16 protein-coding genes are annotated in these 18,391 nt (G+C 58.8%); 7 read left to right on the top strand and 9 right to left on the bottom strand.

The genetic code is table 11. The annotated features are described in order from the left end of the window. Position 1: 1 nt before the first annotated feature. On the bottom strand, positions 2-2,380 hold the full coding sequence (locus tag ACZ46I_RS02830) for a TIGR03545 family protein (protein ID WP_464281363.1): 2,379 nt from the start codon (positions 2,378-2,380) through the stop codon (positions 2-4). A gap of 168 nt (positions 2,381-2,548) precedes the next feature. Here ACZ46I_RS02830 and ACZ46I_RS02825 point away from each other — a divergent pair, with 168 nt between their 5' ends. From ACZ46I_RS02825 to aroE, 3 genes are all read left to right on the top strand, one after another. Continuing rightward, complete coding sequence (locus tag ACZ46I_RS02825; RefSeq protein WP_464281362.1) at positions 2,549-4,057, top strand: HD domain-containing protein; 1,509 nt, start codon at positions 2,549-2,551, stop codon at positions 4,055-4,057. A 151-nt stretch (positions 4,058-4,208) separates the two neighbouring features. Then, positions 4,209-5,006 carry a hypothetical protein gene (locus ACZ46I_RS02820; protein ID WP_013504893.1) on the top strand — a complete coding sequence of 266 codons (798 nt, stop codon included), beginning with the start codon at positions 4,209-4,211 and terminating at the stop codon, positions 5,004-5,006. Then, on the top strand, positions 5,000-5,851 hold the full coding sequence (gene aroE, locus ACZ46I_RS02815) for a shikimate dehydrogenase (protein WP_464281361.1): 852 nt from the start codon (positions 5,000-5,002) through the stop codon (positions 5,849-5,851). The genes ACZ46I_RS02820 and aroE overlap by 7 nt, the downstream gene beginning before the upstream one ends. Before the next feature lie 69 nt (positions 5,852-5,920). On the opposite strand, the gene ACZ46I_RS02810 is transcribed toward aroE, so the two are convergent. The 3 genes from ACZ46I_RS02810 to ACZ46I_RS02800 are packed head-to-tail and all read right to left on the bottom strand — an operon-like array spanning position 5,921 to position 10,088. Then, entirely contained in the window at positions 5,921-6,397 is a 477-nt protein-coding gene (locus ACZ46I_RS02810) for a DUF494 family protein (RefSeq protein ID WP_013504895.1), read from the bottom strand. Beyond that, positions 6,394-7,458: a DNA-processing protein DprA gene (gene dprA, locus ACZ46I_RS02805; protein ID WP_464281360.1), complete on the bottom strand. Its 1,065-nt coding sequence runs from the start codon at positions 7,456-7,458 to the stop codon at positions 6,394-6,396. Before dprA ends, ACZ46I_RS02810 begins: the two co-directional genes overlap by 4 nt. Positions 7,459-7,460: 2 nt before the next feature. Next, positions 7,461-10,088 (bottom strand): CBS domain-containing protein, encoded by a 2,628-nt coding sequence (locus ACZ46I_RS02800; RefSeq protein ID WP_464281359.1) that lies wholly within the window; start codon positions 10,086-10,088, stop codon positions 7,461-7,463. Between the two features lie 167 nt (positions 10,089-10,255). On the opposite strand from ACZ46I_RS02800, the gene hisJ reads away from it, so the two are divergent. Then, complete coding sequence (gene hisJ, locus ACZ46I_RS02795) at positions 10,256-10,996, top strand: histidinol-phosphatase HisJ (RefSeq protein ID WP_464281358.1); 741 nt, start codon at positions 10,256-10,258, stop codon at positions 10,994-10,996. A 43-nt stretch (positions 10,997-11,039) separates the two neighbouring features. On the opposite strand, the gene ACZ46I_RS02790 is transcribed toward hisJ, so the two are convergent. Continuing rightward, positions 11,040-11,882 (bottom strand): YihY family inner membrane protein, encoded by an 843-nt coding sequence (locus tag ACZ46I_RS02790; RefSeq protein ID WP_013504899.1) that lies wholly within the window; start codon positions 11,880-11,882, stop codon positions 11,040-11,042. Between the two features lie 11 nt (positions 11,883-11,893). Further along, a complete protein-coding gene (locus ACZ46I_RS02785) occupies positions 11,894-12,379 on the bottom strand; it encodes an SRPBCC family protein (protein WP_464281357.1) in 486 nt (161 codons plus the stop codon). 267 nt (positions 12,380-12,646) lie between these two features. Between ACZ46I_RS02785 and ACZ46I_RS02780 the strand changes: the two genes are divergently transcribed. Both ACZ46I_RS02780 and ACZ46I_RS02775 read left to right on the top strand, forming a co-directional pair. Continuing rightward, on the top strand, positions 12,647-14,311 hold the full coding sequence (locus ACZ46I_RS02780; RefSeq protein WP_464281356.1) for a methyl-accepting chemotaxis protein: 1,665 nt from the start codon (positions 12,647-12,649) through the stop codon (positions 14,309-14,311). Between the two features lie 101 nt (positions 14,312-14,412). Beyond that, positions 14,413-14,847, top strand: a complete 435-nt coding sequence (locus ACZ46I_RS02775; RefSeq protein WP_013504902.1) for an FKBP-type peptidyl-prolyl cis-trans isomerase — start codon at positions 14,413-14,415, stop codon at positions 14,845-14,847. 77 nt (positions 14,848-14,924) lie between these two features. Here ACZ46I_RS02775 and draG read toward each other — a convergent pair whose 3' ends face one another. Next, positions 14,925-15,842 carry an ADP-ribosyl-[dinitrogen reductase] hydrolase gene (gene draG, locus ACZ46I_RS02770; protein ID WP_464281355.1) on the bottom strand — a complete coding sequence of 306 codons (918 nt, stop codon included), beginning with the start codon at positions 15,840-15,842 and terminating at the stop codon, positions 14,925-14,927. 180 nt (positions 15,843-16,022) lie between these two features. Here draG and ACZ46I_RS02765 point away from each other — a divergent pair, with 180 nt between their 5' ends. Next, positions 16,023-16,814: an NAD(+)--dinitrogen-reductase ADP-D-ribosyltransferase gene (locus tag ACZ46I_RS02765; RefSeq protein WP_464281354.1), complete on the top strand. Its 792-nt coding sequence runs from the start codon at positions 16,023-16,025 to the stop codon at positions 16,812-16,814. A gap of 620 nt (positions 16,815-17,434) precedes the next feature. On the opposite strand, the gene ACZ46I_RS02760 is transcribed toward ACZ46I_RS02765, so the two are convergent. Continuing rightward, complete coding sequence (locus tag ACZ46I_RS02760; protein ID WP_013504905.1) at positions 17,435-17,701, bottom strand: nitrogen fixation protein NifZ; 267 nt, start codon at positions 17,699-17,701, stop codon at positions 17,435-17,437. 75 nt (positions 17,702-17,776) lie between these two features. Beyond that, on the bottom strand, positions 17,777-18,091 hold the full coding sequence (fdxB, locus tag ACZ46I_RS02755; protein ID WP_013504906.1) for a ferredoxin III, nif-specific: 315 nt from the start codon (positions 18,089-18,091) through the stop codon (positions 17,777-17,779). Positions 18,092-18,391: the final 300 nt, after the last annotated feature.

Here is an 18,391-nt window from a genome sequence, read left to right as displayed (position 1 = left end):
GTTACCGCTGCAGGCCCCGCAGCAGGCGCTGCCCCTCATCCCTGATCTGATCCCGCAGTTCCTGCTCCAGTTTTTTCTTTTCCTCTTCCAGCTGTCGCCTCTGTTCATCGGAAAGGCGCTGTAGTTCTGCATCCAGGCGGGCCTTTAACGCCTTTTCAGAGAGGTCCGTACCCACTCGCTGCTCCAGGGCCTGCAGAGTGGAGATGTCGCCGCGCAGCACCGCCTGCAGCTCTTCAAGCTCTTTTTCGCTGATGCCGGAATTGCGGATCATCTCCGTGGCCAGCTGCTCCAGCTCCGCTTTCAGGCGCTGTTCAAACAGGCGTCGCTGTTCGTCAAGTTCGGCGCGGAAACGGTTGCTCAGCTGGCGGTCCAGGTCGGTGGAGAGGCTGACCCTCGGGCTGGTGAAGCGCCCCGAGAGGCGCATATCCACGTCGAACTGGCTGACGCTGTCCAGGGTGCGGTGGATGATGCGTTCCAGTTCATTGCCGGGGTTTTCCAGGCCGAGCCTGGCGTCCAGAAAGTGCAGTACGCCGCGTCCGCTGAGAGTGCCGCCGCTGGTGATGTCGATGCGCATATCGGTCTGCAGGCGGCTGGGGCTCATGAAGAGGCGGTCAACCCGGGAACCGCTCTTTTCATAGCCACGCAGGGCAATATTCAGGGTATCCAGGGGCTCAGCCTGACGGCGCTCGCTGACCCAATCGATGCGCAGGGAGTCGTAGCCGCTGACACGGCTGGACTGCAGGAAGGCCTCCATGGGTCTGCCGGTGACGCGCTGGTTGTCGGTCATGCCCTGCAGTCTTCCGGCAAACTGGTTGCCGCTGCCGGTGGTGATATCCAGCGCTGCGTTGGCGATGAGCCAGCCGGGTTTGGGGTCGTACAGGGTGAAGTGGACAATGCGCCCTTCACCGCGCGAAGGCTTGCTGCCGGCCTGCTCTTCGCGCTGGGCGGAGCGCTGGCGCAGCTTTTCCACATAGGGGGAAAGGCGATAGTACCACTCCCGCAGGTTTTCCAGGTTCTCCTGTACGTCTTCGCCCAGGAGGGTTCCCGCCAGTTCAAAGGCGCCATCGGCGTCAAAGGAGTACTTCTCGCGCAGGGCGTCAAAATCATCGCCGGGGAGTGCCTGCAACGCTCTGATGAGCTGGCGGGCCTCGTCGCGGTCGCGGGCCAGGTCGCGCAGGAGGGCTTCGTACTGGTCGACCTCAGCGCGCATTTCCCGTTGCAGGGTGCGTGCCTCCTCCAGCAGCTGGCGCAGCTCGCTCTCGCTGCGGATGGTTCGGGCCTGTTGTTCGAGTTCCCGGAAGCGCTCCTGGTAGGGCTGCATATCGGGGCGGCCCAGGGGCAGATCCTGCCATTTGTTTTCAATCTCCTCCAGGCGCTGTTCGATGCGCTGCCCTTCCGTGCGGGTGTGCAGGGTCTCCTGACGCACCACATCCCGTGGCTCGGGCAGGCGTTGGGATACATCGGCCACGAAGGTCTGCGCTGCCGATGGTTCTGTCGCGGGGGGCTTTGGCGCTGGCTCCAGGATGCGGGCGGGAGACTGGCGGGGCTGGTCCAGGGCGACGCCGCTGGCCACCACTTCGTCCAGCAGGAAGCGCCGCTGCAGCAGATGTCCCGAGTCTATGCGCAGGGCGATGCGCTCCGCCTGGGCCAGATTGCGCATGGCGTCGGTTTTGTCGGGAACCTGGAGGCCGCGGATCTCCAGGGCCAGGGGGTTCAGGGAAGTATCCAGGGAATCAATTTCCACGGAGGCTCCGGCGGCGCGGCTCAGGCCAATTTCCAGGCCCTTTTTTACCAGGGGATCCATAAAGACCAGTATAAACAGGCTGATGCCACCGATGATGACCACATAGACCAGGGCTCCGATCCAGCGGATGGGCAGCGGCTTTTTCAGCTGGTCAAAACTGGTGTCGTAAGCCAGAAAGAGGCGCACCACGGGAATCTTCTCCGTGAATCGCGAGATGGGGCCACGGTAGAGTTTGACGATGGCGTGAAAGATCAGCCAGGCGGGAAGGAAAAGGGCCATGGCAAGAGCCAGGGAGCCGATGACCAGGGAGTTGTTGAAGCGGGTCAGGCCCATCCAGGGGTTGTTGTACCAGGCCGTCCAGGTTGCTTCCAGGGCGGGGAGGGTCAGAATGCTGTAGCCAGCCATTTCCATGAGCGGATCAAGGAGGTAGGCGATGCCGGAGAAGACAGCCACGGCCACGAAAAAGACACCGATGTTGATATTGAGGAAAAAGGCGAGGAAGAAGACAAACAGGTTATGAAGGGTGAAGAAGGGCGAGAGGCCGGGAATGAGAGCCAGGGCAACCGCCAGGCTGATCTGCCAGGGGCGGGCTTTGGAGTTAAAGGCAGCCAGGGCGCGGCCGAGGATTTCAAACATGGATGTGACCCCCTTGTCTATGCTAAAATAACAAATTACGCAATATTACGCGGCAACACTTCAGATGAGGCCTTTTCAGTAAACTGTTATATTCCAGGCAGCAAAACGGGTCAAGCCGGGAAGACGCTTCCGGGTGGTCATCCCCTGATAGCCTGCCAGGAGGTAGACGTGAAAACATGTTCCCTTTCCCCCTCCCATGACGAACAGTGGCTTTTGCAGACCCTGCAGGAGATCGGCACCTCCCTTGGTGGCCATGGTGTGCGCATAGCCGGTGGCTGGGTACGCGACCACCTGCGGGGGATCGTCACCAGTGATATGGACGTCCTGCTGCTGAACATGGATGCCGAGGCGTTCGCTGAACGGCTGCAGCAGCAGGGGTACGGTTCCCGGCATATCATCGAGCCAAAGCCGGCTCAGGCCCGGATGGCGCGCACGGTCAGGGTCTGCCTGTCACTGCCTTCGGGGGAGCGCTTTGAAGTCGATCTGGGAACCCTGGCCACTGGCGATGGGGAAAGTCTCGTTGAAGCTTTGCGCCAGGATGCTGCGGGGCGCGATCTGACCATTAACGCCCTCTTTTACGATCCGGCCACTGCGACGGTGGAAGATCGCACCGGCCAGGGGCTCGATGACCTGCGCAGGGGCCTGCTGCGGGTGCCCGGTGCCCGTCGCTGTAACCTGTGGGACGATCCCCTGCGCCTGCTGCGCATTGCCCGCTTCCATGTTACCACCGGCTTTGCTGTCGAAGCACAAACCAGGTGTCTGATGGATGATCGGCAGTTGCAGCAGCGGCTTGTCCGGTGCACCAGCCCCGAGAGAATCGGCCAGGAGCTGCTGGCCATGTGGTCGCATCCCCGGGGGAGCCTGGCCATGGAGCTGCTGCATGACTGTGGTGTTCTGGACGCGCTGCTGCTGGCATCCCAAGGTGAGGGAGAGCTGGTGGAGCAGCTGGCCTCCTGGGATATGGATCAGGGCAATGGACACCACGCGCTGAACCTGTGGCAGCACAGTATTGCCGCCATGGCGTGCATGGGTGGGCAGCAGGCCGATGCCGATGGACAAACCCTGGCCTTGCTGCAGGCGGCTGCTTTGCTGCACGATGTGGGCAAGCGCTACCGCCCCCTGTGGGGCGAAAAGGAAGGGGTGGGTCGCACCTATCACGCTCACGAGCACACCAGTGCCCACATGGTGCAAAGCCTGTGTATCTGGCTGTGTCTTGGAAGGCGTTTCTGCGAATCACTCTGTGCCCTGGTGCGTGCCCATATGCTGCCTTCGGGGCTGAAGGATGCCAAGGATCCGGCATTGCGTCGCTTTCTGCGCCGCATGGCTGAAGAAGGCGTCCAGTGGCGGTCGGTTTTTGCCCTCAGCCACTGCGATATCCTGGCCAAGGGGCAGGCCGATGAACAGCTGGCACCTGTTCTGAGTCAGCTGGCGAGCCTGGAACAACGTCTGGAGGGTCTTGAAGCCCAGGCCGCGTCCCTTGGCACGCCCATCGGGCGCCCGGTGCTCAATGGGCGCCAGATCATGGAGGTGTTTGGCAACAGCACGGCGGGCCCCTGGGTGGGAGAGGTGTTGCAGGCCCTTCTGGAGATGCAGGACACCGAACCGGCCATGGACTCTGCTGAAGCCGCCAGGCGTCTGCGGGCCCTGTTCCCTGCCTATGGAGCCCCAGAACGCTGAGCTGATCTCAGGTTGCATGGGCGCAGCAATCTTGCCAACAGTCGCTTTCGGTTGCGCAAAGTGTCTTGTGGTGCTAGCATAACCAGGTTTCTTTCCTGGTGCTTTTCTCTGAAGCAAGAATCCCCTGGAAAAATACGGAAGGATCAAAGCCATGGCATCCCATATTCTTTTCCGTCTGCGCGAAACACTGCGTTTCCTGGTGGCGCTTTTCAGCAGCCGCACCGGGCGTGGGTTTATTGCCGTATACCTGCTGAATATTCTGGTGCTGGCGCTGGTGGTTCTGCTGGGCTTCTCCGCTCTGCTCTTCGGCCTCTTTGAGGGCATGGTGCTGCGTCGCCGTACCATGATGCTGAGCCTTGGTACCCTGGTGACACTGCTGGTAACGGTTCCCCTGATCACCATGCCCTTCTTCTCCTTCAAGGATGTCATCGATCGCTTTGTCAACCTGGTCACTCGCCGTCGGCTTTTTGTGCACCTCAGTGATCACGTGTTTTATCGCCCGACGGTCAGCGGGCATATCTCCCTGCATCTGGCCAAGGCCCACGCGATTCTCGACGAAAAATACCGCCTGCTGTGTGCCGCTCCCCAGGGCACCAGCCAGATCAGTCGTCAGCTGGCCATTTCTCTTGGACGCTCCATTCGCGATGCCGTGCGCCTCTCCCGTGACCTGGTGGAAAAAGGTCGCCTGAAAAAAGAGCAACTTATCGTGGGCGCCACCTATGGCTATCTTTTCGGAGCCGCCAAGAGCAAGCTGGGGCTGCGACGTCATCAGCCTTCATGGTTTCAGCGCCTCTTCAGCGATCTGTTCTATCGCTTTGGCGCTCTGCATGCGGTGTATATGTATTTTATCATCCACGACAGTCTGCCCCCTTCCTTTGACCCGGTGTATTTCATGGCCAGCATTGAAGATGTGGTGGGCACAAACAGCAGCGAGGGTCCGCCGTGCTGAAGACATCTCCCCAGATGCAGGTTTTTGGCATCGTGGGCAAGGACACTTCCTATTCCCTCAGCCCGGTGCTCCACAATGCCATGTTTCGCCACAGCGGCTACGGTGGTACCTATGTGGCGCTGCCCGCCCGTGACGAGGCCACGCTGCGTGGTCTGCTGGCGGCCTGCCGTGGCGGTGCTGTGCGTGGCTTGAATATCACCGTTCCATGGAAAGAGTCGGCAGCCGCCCTGGTGGACTTTCTGGACCCCACCGCCCGCAGCTGTGGAGCGGTCAATACGGTTGTCTGCCGGGAGAACGGCCTGTGGGGCTACAATACCGATGGCAATGGCTTCTGCCGCAGCCTGGTGGAAGAGAGCGGCATGATCCTGGAGGGTGCCCGGGTGGTGATCCTGGGTGCCGGGGGCGCGGCACGGGGCATTGTGCACGCGCTGCTGCAAAACGCCGTCCACTCGGTGCTGGTGTATAATCGCTCCCCTGAGAAGGCACGTCGATTAACCCATGATGCCGCTGATGCTCGGGTCAGTGCCGTCAGCGAGCTTCCTTCCATGGAAGGAAGCATCGTGGTCAATACCACCAGCGCTGGCATGAAGGACGATCGCACGCAGCTCTTCAGCGCGCAGCAGCTGAAAGGGGCAGCCTATTTTTATGATATTGTCTACGCGCCGGCGCGCACCATTCATATGGAAATTTCCTGGAAGGCCAATGTGCCTTGCTGCAACGGCAAGGGCATGCTGCTGTGGCAGGCCCTGATCGCCTTTGAGCTCTTTACCGGTTTCAAGTGTCCGGTGAGTGCGGTGCGTCGCGCCCTGGACGAGGCAGCCGCCAATAAGTGGTTTGCCGAGTGACGGTGAGCTGTGGAAAGAAAAAAAGCCGGATCGCAGAAGCGATCCGGCTTTTTCTTTGCTCTCAGGTGGTCAGTGTAAGGCAGTGCCCCAGGGTTCATTGGCCATGCGTACCATGTCCTCCACCCCCAGGGTGATATTGTCGAGAATCACATGATTGATGATGCCCTTCATTTCGTCCAGATCCAGGGCATCGCCCTTTTCAAAGGAGGCCATTTCCACGCGGTCGAGAATGTCCTCGATGGTGTGGTTGTCCAGAACATTGAACTGCTCCATGAGCGAGAGGATGTTCTTGGCTTCGGCATTGAGAATCTTGCCGATACTTTTGCTGGGATAGGTAATCCCCTGTCCAGAGCGGTAAATCAGACCGGCTGAGTGGCTGGGGATGGATTCCAGGAAGCTCACTGCGGCTCCGATATCCTCTTCACGGTGTCCCAGGGTCTCCATCACATCATATATCGCATCGACATCGCTCAGGCTGCGCTCTTCAATCATCAGCATATTGACGATGGTCTGTGCCAGTTGGGTGTGCTTGTTACTTGTGCTCATGTGGTCCCCCTCTCAAGATAATACCTCCCTGAGTTGTGAGATATATAGCCCAACAGCTCCAGTTCCGCAAGAACTTCCAGAAAAAAAGGGCCTTCCAGCCCACTGCCCTGTCGCAGCTCTTCCGCACCCATGGCCCCCTGATCCCGTAGCAGAGATAAAATTTTCCGTTGTTCCGCGCTGGTGGTCTGATCTTCGATATGGCTGGTATTTTCTGGAGCGAAAAGAGCAGCCAGCGAAGGCAGGGAGAGCTCATTGGCAATATCCAGGGCCGAAGCAGCCAGATGGGCTCCCTGCTGAAGAAGCCAGTGTGAGCCGGCCGATTTGGTCGAAAAGATGCTGCCTGGAACGGCAAAGACCTCCCGACCCTGGTTGAGGGCCAGACGGGCGGTGATCATGGTGCCGCTCTTCAGGGCGGCTTCCACCACCAGCACTCCCAGGCTCATACCACTGATGATGCGATTGCGGCGGGGAAAGTTAAAGGGTTGAACTGCTGACCCGGGTGCGAATTCGGTTATCACCGCTCCACCCTGATTGACGATCTGCTGTGCCAGGCGGCGGTTCCCCGCGGGATAGATCCGCTCGATACCGCAGCCCATGACCGCTACGGTATTGCCCGCTGTACCCAGGGCCGCCTCATGGGCGATGGCATCAATGCCCCGCGCCAGACCGCTGACGATGCACATGCCGTTACGGGCCAGATCGCTGGCGATGAAGCGGGTGACCTCCTTGCCGTAGGTTGTGGGGCCACGGGAGCCCACCACAGCCAGGGCCGGTGTGGGCGGCAGCGTGCCGCGCCCATAGAGAATCAGGGGCGGATCGGGGATATGGCGCAGGTGCCTGGGGTAGTCGTCATCGCTCAGGCTCACCACCCAGGCGTCTGCGACGCGGCCGAGCAGCTCGCGCTCGGCTTCATAGTCCTTTTGCAGGCGGGCGCGTACTGACGGGGAAAGCACTTCCCGGGCCAGGGCGGTGAGATCCAGGGAGCCCGCCGGAGTCTCCTGGCGGTATATTGTACTCCCCAGGTGCTCCCGGAGGGCAAAGCAGGTGAAGTAATCGCGCATGGCTATTGCTCCACTGCCCGCAGCACAATGCGTCGCACGAAGTTTTCCTCCTCGCTGCGGTCGGGTCGATTGGCATCCCGGGCGATGATGTAGGCGGTGAGCATCAGCAGGGCATCGCCTACCTGGTGCCCTTTGGGGACACCCAGGGCCATCAGTTCGTCGCCACGAAGAATGGGGTGAATGGTGCGGTAGGAGCGCAGGTACTCCCGCAGGAAATGTGCCGAGGCCTGCTGGTTCCCGTAGACGATGGCCAGCAGCAGCACTTCCTCCTCGTGACGCTTGACCAGACGCAGTTTCTGCCAGAGCTTGCCGGTTCTGCCCAGTTCATGCAGCAGCATGCCGGCTTTGGAGCAGCCGAAGGCGATGATTTCGCGGTCGCGCTGGGGAAGCTCCTGCAGAATGGGCAGCGCCATGATCTGCTCGGCTTTGATGGTGCGCAGAATGAGGGCGCAGTAGAGGGCGTCGCGCCGCACATCCTCCAGACGCAAAAAGTCCGACACCACCAGCAGATCTTCCATGGATTCCACCAGCTTCATGGTCTTCTGGTCGTAGCCCAGGGCGGGATGAATGCTGCGCATCAGATCCAGTTCGAACAGGCGCGCCATGTGTTTGGCAGGCTCCTGTTCCAGGAACATGTGGCGCAGTTCTTCGTAAATGCGATGGCCGCTGATATGCTGGATCAGGTCCAGGTCACGGGCGGAGCGCAGCAGCTTGATGGTCTGCTCTCCGATCTGAAAGCTGTAGCGCTGCTCAAAGCGTACGGCGCGGAAGATGCGGGTGGGATCTTCAATAAACGACAGGTTGTGCAGCACGCGGATCTTCTTGTCACGGATATCCTGTACGCCACCGAAGTAGTCGATGAGCTCAAAGGTGTTCAGGGAGACCGCCATGGCGTTGATGCTGAAGTCGCGGCGGTAGAGATCGCGCTTGATGGAACCCGGGGAGACGTTGGGCAGGGCGCCGGGGTGGTCGTAGTACTCATTGCGGCTGGAGGCTACGTCAATGCGGAAATCGTCGCCGGGCAGGATGATGACACCGGTGTTGAATCGCTCGTGGACGCGAATACGTCCGCCCAGGCGCTCCGCCAGACGATTGCCGAAGCTGATGCCGTCACCGGCCACCACAAAGTCCATATCCTGGTTCTTCACGCGCAGTACCAGGTCGCGCACGATCCCCCCCACCAGGTACACCTGTATATCCATCTCATTGGCCAGCTGGGAGGCCTCTTCCAGGTAGGCAAAGGCCTGGCGGCCCATGACCTCCACCAGCATCTTGCGCACATGGCGGGGGCGGTGGGCCGAGCGGGCGCGCTCCTGGGCCGGCAGGGTCTCGTCGGTGTCGTGGCGGTACTCACGCAAAAGATCGGTGCGGGTGATGACCCCTACCACGCGCTTTGCCTCCACCACAGGCACCATGGCCTGACGTCCGCTGAGCAGGATGTGCTCTGCCCGGGAGAAGGGTTCGTCGGCTTCGATGTGCTGGATATCGGTATCGGTGATGGAAGTGACGCTGCGCCCGCCAAGGCCATGGAAGAGGGCCTTCATGCACTGATTTTTCGAGAGGATGCCATAGAGGCTGCCGTCGGGCTCCACCACTGGCAGGCAGTTGACACCGTCACGGGAGAACTGCTCATAGGCCTCCTGAGTGGATTTATGGCTTTCGATGGTGATAGCGGGCGAACTCATGATGGTGCGGGTGCGCTTGGAGCGCGAGATGATCTCCTTGAGGGAGGCGCGGGTAAAATCCATGGCCTGCACCAGGGTCATCTCCTTGACGGTAGCACTGGCGGCTTCGTGGTGTCCGCCGCCCTCAAAGAGGGCCGCCACGTCATTGGCACCCACCATGCTGGTGCTGCGCACGATACAGTAGATGCGGCCTTCCATGCGTAGAAAGACGATCAGCAGGGTGCAGCGACGCACGCCCATGACATTGGAGAGCATTTCGGAAACGTCGGGGACATAAATGTGGAAGTCGGCGTGGCTTATGCCGACGCTGACTCCCATGATACTGAAGGTCTCAAAATTCTTCAGCAGGTCGCTGAGGATATGGATATCGGCGTCCTTCCAGTCGCGGGAGAGAATCTGGTGAACCTGTTTCAGGTCTGCTCCCGCCGCAATCAGGTCTCCGGCGCAGTAACAGTCCAGGGGCCGGGTGGAGGAATAGCTCAGGTGGCCAGTGTCTTCGTAGATACCGCACAGCAGCAGCGTGGCCAGCCAGCCTTCCAGGGCGATATGCTGCTTCTGCAGCAGGCGCACCATGAAGCTGGAGTTCGCGCCACAGTTACAGTAGTGGTGTTCGATATCCCGGTCGGCCACCTCTTCATCCACGCCGTCCTGGTGGTGGTCGTAGACAATGGTGGGAACTTTGCCGAATGCTTTGCGCAGCTTGCCAAGGCGTCGTCCATCGCTGGCGTCAACGACCACCATGTGGCTGATGTCGGCGATGTTCACTTCCGACTCCTTGTACAGGGAAATGCCAGCGGGTAAAGGGTACAGCTCCAGATAATCCTGAATATTCTGAGACAGGGAGCCTATTATGACGATGGTGGCACCGGGATGCAGGCATGCCGCTGCCACCATGGAGGCGAAGGCGTCGAAGTCGGGATTCTGGTGGGATGTGATCAGGCGCATATTCCCCCGTACCGTGAAGTGATTTTCTCGCAGGTGAGGCCTGAATGAGGAGATTAGTAGACAATCGGGGCACTGGCAAGGGAAAAGGACTTTTCCCCCGTTGCGGATTGCAGTAGAGTGAACACTGCAGCAGGCTGCGTAAAAACCTGTGGGAAAACGAGGAAACCATGCACGATCGCCATGTCCATAGCGTCTTCTGCCTCCACGGCAGTGGACGTCGAACGGAAGATATTCTGCTTGAGCGCATAGAGGCTGGCGCCAGCCGTGTCACCTTCACCGAGCACGCTCCCCTGCCTCCGGGCTTTGACGACCCTTCACCCCTGCGGGACTCCTCCATGGCCATGGAGAAGCTCATGGAGTATCGTGCGGAAATCCTTGAGCTCAGGGCCCGCTACGCCGGAAAATGCGACGTGCGCTGCGGACTGGAAGTGGATTACATAGAAGGCTATGAAGAGCCGATCCGCCAGTTTCTCGACCAGTATGGGGAGCTCTTCGAGGATAGCCTGCTTTCGGTGCACTTTCTCCACGGCTCCTGTGTGGACTTCTCCCCCGAGGAGTTCGAGCGCTTGCTTAGCGAGCAGTATCAGGGCGACCTGGAAGCCCTGTACCGCGACTACTACCGCGTGGTGGCCCGCGCTGCCCGCTGGGATGGCGGAGCGCATAAGCCCCGGCGTTTCGGGCACCTGGATCTGGTGAAAAAATTCCGCGATCAGTTTCCCCTGGAGTCAGACAAAGCCAATGCGCTGGCCATCGCCATTCTGCCTGACATTGCCGCAGGCGGCATGGGTATAGAAGTGAACACTGGCGGTCTGAAAAAGCCGTGCCGGGAAATCTACCCCGCCCAGCCTGTTCTTGAAGCGGCGAAGGCGCTGGGAATAGCCCTCTCCTATGGAAGCGACACCCACTGACAGGCGGCAGGAAATCATCTGCCGTGGCCTTTTTGTCAGCTCGTCACTCCTCCCCTTCACCTTGACCAAGAAGACTGTTGAGCCCCTCACACAGGCGCATGCCGTACAGCACGATTACCCAGGAGACATAGACCCACAGCAGCAGGAGCAGCAGAATGCTGAAGGAGCCGTAGATGGTGGTGTACGCTTTGTTTATGACCGCGTAGGCCACGAAGAGCTCCTTGGTGATATTCCACGCCAGGGAGGTGACCAGGGCGCTGATGGCGGCGTTTTTCAACTGGATCGGCTTGTTGGCGGAGATCCTGAAGACGATGATGAAAGCGGCCCAGGCGATGGCATAGGGTGCGACAATGGCAAGATCCAGCCCCTGCAGGAAAGGGTTGCGCGCCAGGGTGACCTGGGCGGTGGTGGTGAAGTAGAGGGAGAGGGCCAGGCCGATGGGCATCAGGGTCATGAGGGTCCAGTAGGTGGTCAGGGACTCCCAGAAGCTGCGGGTTTCGCTGCGGAATATCCGGCTGGCGATGTGCTGGTAGTTCTTGAAAAAGAGAATGGATGTGGCAATCACGTACAGAGCTCCCATGATGCCAAGGCGGGAGATATCCCCCAGGAAACTTTCAAAGAAGTGCGCAGCCGCGTCCACATTGGTGGGCAGCAGGTAACCCATGAGGAATTCCCGCAGGTCGGCCAGCTGGTCGCTGAAGCCTGGCAGGCGCGTGGTGACGGAGAGGGCGATCAGTAACAGGGGGATGAAGGCGAAAATGGTGTAGAAGCTGAGACTGGCAGCGGAGTAGCCCAGCTCGGCGTCGAAAAACCCAAAGGCCTGGCGCAGGTTGCGGCGCAAGCCTTTGAGCCATGTATTCGGGCGGCTGGCTTTGAGGGTACCCATGCCGCTGCCCGCTACTGCTGCTGGCAGCGGCGCTGTACTTCTTGTGCCAGCGCGTCGTTCATCAGTTCGAACCCGGTGCGGGTGGACTCGGCCATGGCCCGCTTGAAAAAGGGCACCAGAATGCCCGTGAAGACTTCACGGTGAACCAGGCGGGTCTGGCCATCTGAATCGCGCTCCAGCCTGAAGGAATGGACGCCGGTCAGGATGCCGGGCAGCAGGAAGCGCCCCTGCCAGGTGAGCTCCTGCTCCCTTTCGCAGAGGAGAATGCGGGGAGAGAAGCGCATGGGAGAGGTGCCGTTGGGCTGTTGGAGCGTAATACGCAGGCGTGCCCCTGTTGTGGGCACGCCCTGGATTTCGGTGATAAAGGGATTCCAGCGGCTGTAGGCCGCGAAGTCCGTGATAGCCTGCCAGACGGTGGGTAGTGGGGCGGGTAGCGTCATTTCAGTTGTGATTTCATGGGCGAATCCACCCAGGGCAGAGTCCTGCAGATTGTGCATGCTCTTCTCCTTGTCTGTTGTTGCACTTTTCTGCCGAATGTACACGCTCCTGTCGCTTCCTGCAATCTCTGGTCGACAGAATCCCTGTGATGCCAAAACGCTTTTGCGTCACGGGGTTTGCGTGGCGGGAAACCATGATGAAATTTGGTTCTAACCTACTTGTGAAAAATATTTTACATGACAGTGAAACTGTGTTATATCTCCGCCGTTGTTACGATTTGCAACAATGAAACTATACAGAACTAATGAATCTGTTTGAGGCAAACTATGAAATTCACACGGACGATCAAAGGTCGATTGATTCTCTTTCTCGGTCTGGCGGCGATGGGTACTGCCATACTGGTTGCCATTGCGCTGAACGCACTCTACACCAGTCTGCACAATGCCAAGGAAGCGGCAGTGCAGGAGATCACGGAGTCGCTGCACAGCGTTGTGGCTGACTTCTGGCAGATGTCCCGCGAAGGACTGATCAGCGACGAGCAGGCGCGCGCCTCTGCCCTGCGTGCCCTGAAGGCTGTGCGCTACGGCGATAACGACTACTTCTGGGTCAACGACATGCAGCCGCGCATGATCATGCATCCTACCAATCCCAAACTGGATGGACAGGATCTGAGTGGTTTTGAAGATCCCAACGGCAAGCGCCTGTTTGTGGAGTTTGTACGCACGGTGCGAGAAAACGGCAAGGGGCATGTGAACTATCTGTGGCCGAAGCCCGGTTTTACCAACCCGGTGCAGAAGACGTCCTATGTTATGGGATTTGAGCCCTGGGGCTGGATTATCGGCACCGGCGTGTATATCGATGACATTCAGGGGCTCTTCTGGGCGCAGGTGCGCAATATCGCGGTAACAGTGGGGGTGCTGATTCTTATCCTGATGGTGCCCATGTTCTTTATCCTGCGCTCCATCATTCTTTCGTCTTCTTCCATTGCCCGCGTTGCCGAAGATCTGGCCAGCGGTGAGGGTGACCTCACCAAGCGAATCCCCATTACCGGCGAGGACGAGCTTTCCCAGGCGGCAAAATTTGTGAACCGTTTTCTGGACAAAGTTCAGGCCATTATCATTGATGTGCGCGAGGTCTCCCACGGTGTTGCTTCCGCCAGCGAGCAGCTCAGCAGCTCCTCATCCCAGATGTCAGCTGCCATGAACATGCAGGCGGAAAACGTCTCCAAGATTGCTTCGGCATCTCTGGAAATGTCCCAGACGGTCAATGGCATGACAACCAATGCCGGTGAAATCAAGGAGAACGCCAGCCTGGCTCTGCAGGCTGCCCATGAAGGTGGGGCCGTTATCCGCAGGTCGGCCGGGGAGATGGAGAGCATTGTGGAGCAGGTGAATACTGCTGCTGACTTTGCCACAACCCTGGAGGAAAACGCTTCGCGGGTAGAACAGGTGATTCAGGTCATCAACGATATTGCTGATCAGACCAACCTGCTGGCTCTCAACGCGGCTATCGAAGCTGCCCGTGCCGGCGACGCCGGCCGCGGATTTGCCGTGGTTGCCGATGAAGTGCGTAAGCTGGCCGAACGCAGCACTCAATCCACCAGTGAAATCATCGACATTGTCAAGAGTATCCAGGGGGGGATCAACCAGATGACATCCGCTATGGGTCTGGTGAATGAAAAGGTCAACCAGGGCTCTCAGCTCTCGCGGGACGCCGACAAGTCCTTCGTGGTCATCCTGGAGAATATCCAGACACTGCAGCAGCTCATTGAGCACAATGTGGGGGCCATGGAAGAGATGTTCCGCACCTCGGAGCAGGTCAGCGATGACATTCAGTCCATCTCTTCTTCCACGGAAGAGTCCGCCAAGGTTTCCGAGGAAGTGGCCCTGGCTGCCAGCGATCTGGCCCGTCTTGCTGGCGAAGTGCAGCGCCATCTGGGAGGTTTTATCGTGGATGACCGTTCCCAGCAGAAAATGCTGGCACCCCGGTAGGTTTTTGGGGGAAATACTGGTCAATGGGCCTTTCCCGTGTTAGGGTTTGCCAGGTTTACCCTGAAGCTATTTTATCCATGAACATTGAGGAGCAAAAACACATGGCACACGTAAAAATCGGCGATACCGTACGCGTTCACTATACCGGAAGCCTGGCGGACGGAACCGTGTTCGACACTTCCTATGACCGCACTCCCCTGGAGTTCACCGTGGGCGATAAGACGATTATCGCAGGTTTTGAAGAGGCTGTTGTGGGGATGAGCACTGGTGAAAAGAAGAAGTTTGAGCTGAGTGCCGACCAGGCCTATGGCGAGCGTTCTGACGAGATGATCTATACCATGGATCGCAATGCGTTGCCGGGTGAGATCGAGCCCCAGGTGGGCATGGTGCTGCAGGCGTCCTTTCAGAATGGCCAGGTGACCGATGTGCAGATCACTGACGTTACCGAGGACACCGTGACCCTGGACGCCAACCACCCCCTGGCTGGCAAAAGCCTCCACTTTGAGCTGGAGCTGATGGAACGCGACGAAGCCTGAATGGCTTGCGAGCAGACACTGACAAAGCGGCATCCCTGCAGGGGTGCCGCTTTTTTTTTCTATGGGAAGGACTGGTCTTACCCAGAAGCCCTGTCTGCAGTCCTGGCATCGTCCAGCATCACACAGGGAAGCTCCAGTAGAGCGTCAGTCTGCAGGTGAATTTCATGGGCAATAGCCCGATCCAGCTTTTTGCGCCAGCGCCGGGGAATGCTGTCCACTCCGTAGAGGGCACCGGCCAGAATACCCGCAATGGCCGCGTTGGTGTCGGCATCGCCCCCCTGGTTGACCACCCGGATAATGGTCTCCTCAAAGGAAGTGCTGTCGAAGAAGTGGTGCATGATGCACTTGAAAGTGTGCACGATATAGCCGCTGTTTTCGCCCTTGTAACGGGAGTAGGAGTATTGGGGGTGTTCGATGATAAAGCGGGAGACCAGCTTCAGCGCTGCCAGCTTGTCCCCTGTCTCCAGCAGACAGCGGGTGACTTCGCCAACAATCAGCGTGATTTCATCGGCAATGGGATTGTTGTGGGTAAAGTGGCACTGGCGCAGGGTCACGGGTTCAAAGTGCTGCCAGTCCTTCAGGCAGTAGAGCACGATGGGAAAGTTGCGCATCAGCCCGCCATTGCCCGCCGAAAACTCCGATTCCGCCGACTCCAGCTGCCCCTGCAGCATGTACTCCCGAATTCCCCGGCGCACCGTGCTGCCGATGTCGATGGGCTTGGAGCGCATCCACTGCACAAAACCATCGGCCACCCTGGGCAGGCTGAATCCGCCGCCGTCGATGATGCTCTGCCCCAGGCTGAGCGACATCTGGGTATCGTCCGTAACCTGCCCCGGCTTCACCCCCAGCCAGCCTCCACCCACAATCTGCTTCAGGGTGCCGTACCTGGATTCGATCTCCCGTGGCGTCATGAATTCGGTGGTGGCCCCCATGGCATCGCCGATGGCAAAACCCAGATAAGCCCCGAGGGCACGGGTATGTACCATTTTTCCCATTTACACGCCATCCCTTCCATGTTAATTCAGACCTCAAGCCCGCTGAAAAACGCCCATCTGCGGCGTTGCCTGCGGTCGCTCGTCATTGCAACGTACGGGGAGTACGCTTCATTCCTCGCTCTGCAGGCGTCTAGCACCTGAACATTTTTCAACAACTTGCCAACGAGGTATCTCAGTACATTGTTAGCCCCTTACTACCATGCCACCAACTGGATTCACCTGCCCGCGCCTCTCTTTGCCAGCAAGGAATACAGCCTCAGTGTCACCCCCGAGTCGGAGGTGCGCATCAGCGGTGTCTACGAATACCACTCCGAGCTCTTTCGCGCCATCCACGCTGCCGAAAGCATTGAGGAGTCATCCCGTATCTTCCAGGGCTACCTGGAAGTGCTGTTCAACCTGGACGAAAAAGTGCGCGGCAAGAAAGTATCCAGCTACCTGCGCCTGCTGCGCGGCTGGCTCTTTGACGCCAACAGCTCCGAAGGTGCGGTGCTCAAGGGCTGGGTGGAAAGCCGCTTCGGCATCGTGCCCTTCTACCACCGCCAGGTCATCTCCAGCATCCACACTACCGCTTATCACGAATACACCCGTGAACGCATGCACCCGCGCCTGAACCGCAACATGGTTTACTACCAGCTGGATCTGCTCTACACCTACACTCAGACCATCATTCGCCGCTTCTTTCCCGACTACCTGCCGCGCATCAAACTCTACCGGGGCGTTAACGACATCAACGACCACCTCATCATCGAGCGCTATGGCAAAAACCACGCCTGTATCGAACACAACAACCTGGTCTCCTTCAGCGCCGAAAAGGAAATCGCCCAGCAGTTCGGCGACCATGTGATGGAAGTGGACGTCCCCTTCACCAAAATCCTCTTCTTCTCCGGCATCATCCACCGTCAGGGCTTTGCCGGCGAGATGGAGTTTCTGGTGATTGGGGGGAAGTATGATACGCGGTTTTCGTATTTCTGAGCTTTTCAACAAAGCTCAGGGGAAACTGAGGCTGCGCACCTTTGCCTCAACACATCCATAAAGCAATTTCCATTGTCCTTTTTTGGTGCGGCCAAAAAAGGACCAAAAAAGCCGCCCCCCGACGCCCGTTTCTCCGGTTCGTTTGCTCGCCTGTTCTGGAGATCCGGCAGCAGGCTGCTCAAAGAGGCCCATCTGCTGCGTTGCCGGGCATCGCTCGTCACTGCGACGTACAGGGAGTACGCCTCCCTTCTCGCTTTGCCCGCGCCTTGCACCTGGGCCTCTTTGCGTTGCCTGACCCCTGCATCCCTGCAGCTCTGCCGGACCACCTGCTTCCTGCAGGTGTCCCGTGCGGGTCTTGCCAGCCAGGCTTCACACTCACCGGACGGGCTCAGGGGGGATTATCTTTTGCCTTGCCTCTCCCCCGTGTGCTGTTCCAGCCAGGACGCGCTGACTGGAACGCGGTAGACCCGAAGGGTTGCCGCCACGAGGGCGGCAACCGCAAACACAAGCCAGGGAAGGCGGTTGTTTGCGGTCCCCAGTTCCAGGCAAGCGGACAGCTGAAGAGGACAGCACTGGGGGTCGCTTTTGCGCCACTTTTGGCGACCCAAAAGTGGCAAAAACTATCCGCTGCTCACGTCTTCCCACTCCCCCGTATCGGGGTTGTAGTCCTCCACCAGTTCCAACTCTTCCGGACGAAAGCCGATGACTTTGTTCTTTTCCAGGAAGTGCACCACAACGGCTGGGCGGAAGAGAAACTCCGTCACCTCCCGCACAAAACCTTCATCTCCTTCGTGGGCCACGACGCAGCCGCTTTTGCAGGAACCACAGGTGCCATCGTTGCGCACATCCTTATTGACGCGAACTCGCTGATTGACTCGAAATTCCATGATACTTCCCTTCACAGCCTGTCAGTGGCTTCTTGATATAGGTTAAACACACAGGCAACGCCGCAGATGGCTTTTTCAGCAGCTTAGGGCTGCATGCTCAAAACACCCCTTGGGACACGCCGCCGCGCACGCCTTGCAGCCAATGCACTGGCCTTCTTTGGCCACTGCCATGAACATGCGGGTGTTGTCATCATCATCTTCCTCTTCCACCAGATTCAGCACCCCCTGGGTGCATGCCTTGAAACAGCGTCCGCAGCCAATGCACACATCCGATGCCAGGGAAACAATAAATTCGGGAATCCAGCTGCTGCCGTCCTTGCGCTTGCCTTCCACAAATGCCATGGGAACCTCCATTTGAATATCGGCGACGGACGCAGGGTGGTGCTTCATGTACTGCCTCCTGCGCAGCATCGTCGCGGGTTTTGCGAATTTCCAGAAAGAGCCTTCTGGCGGGTGGCTGAAAATCCTCTGCCACCTGTCCATGGCAGGTAAGCAATGCCTGTGCCATCACGACCAGCCTTTTGCGTGCAATGGGTTACTGATTGCACCCACCCGAACCTGACAGGAGAACCTTGTCGGGTTTCCGACAAAATGTCAGGTTCGCACCAGTGGTGACGTTGCTAACTCACGAAATTCACAGGGATTCATGAAGTGGCAAAGGGATTGCTTTTGTAGCTTGTTGAAAAACGG

It is taken from the genome of Desulfurispirillum alkaliphilum (assembly GCF_055378285.1).
Note: the sequence above shows the minus strand (reverse complement) of the source record. Positions and strands in the feature narration are given on the sequence as shown.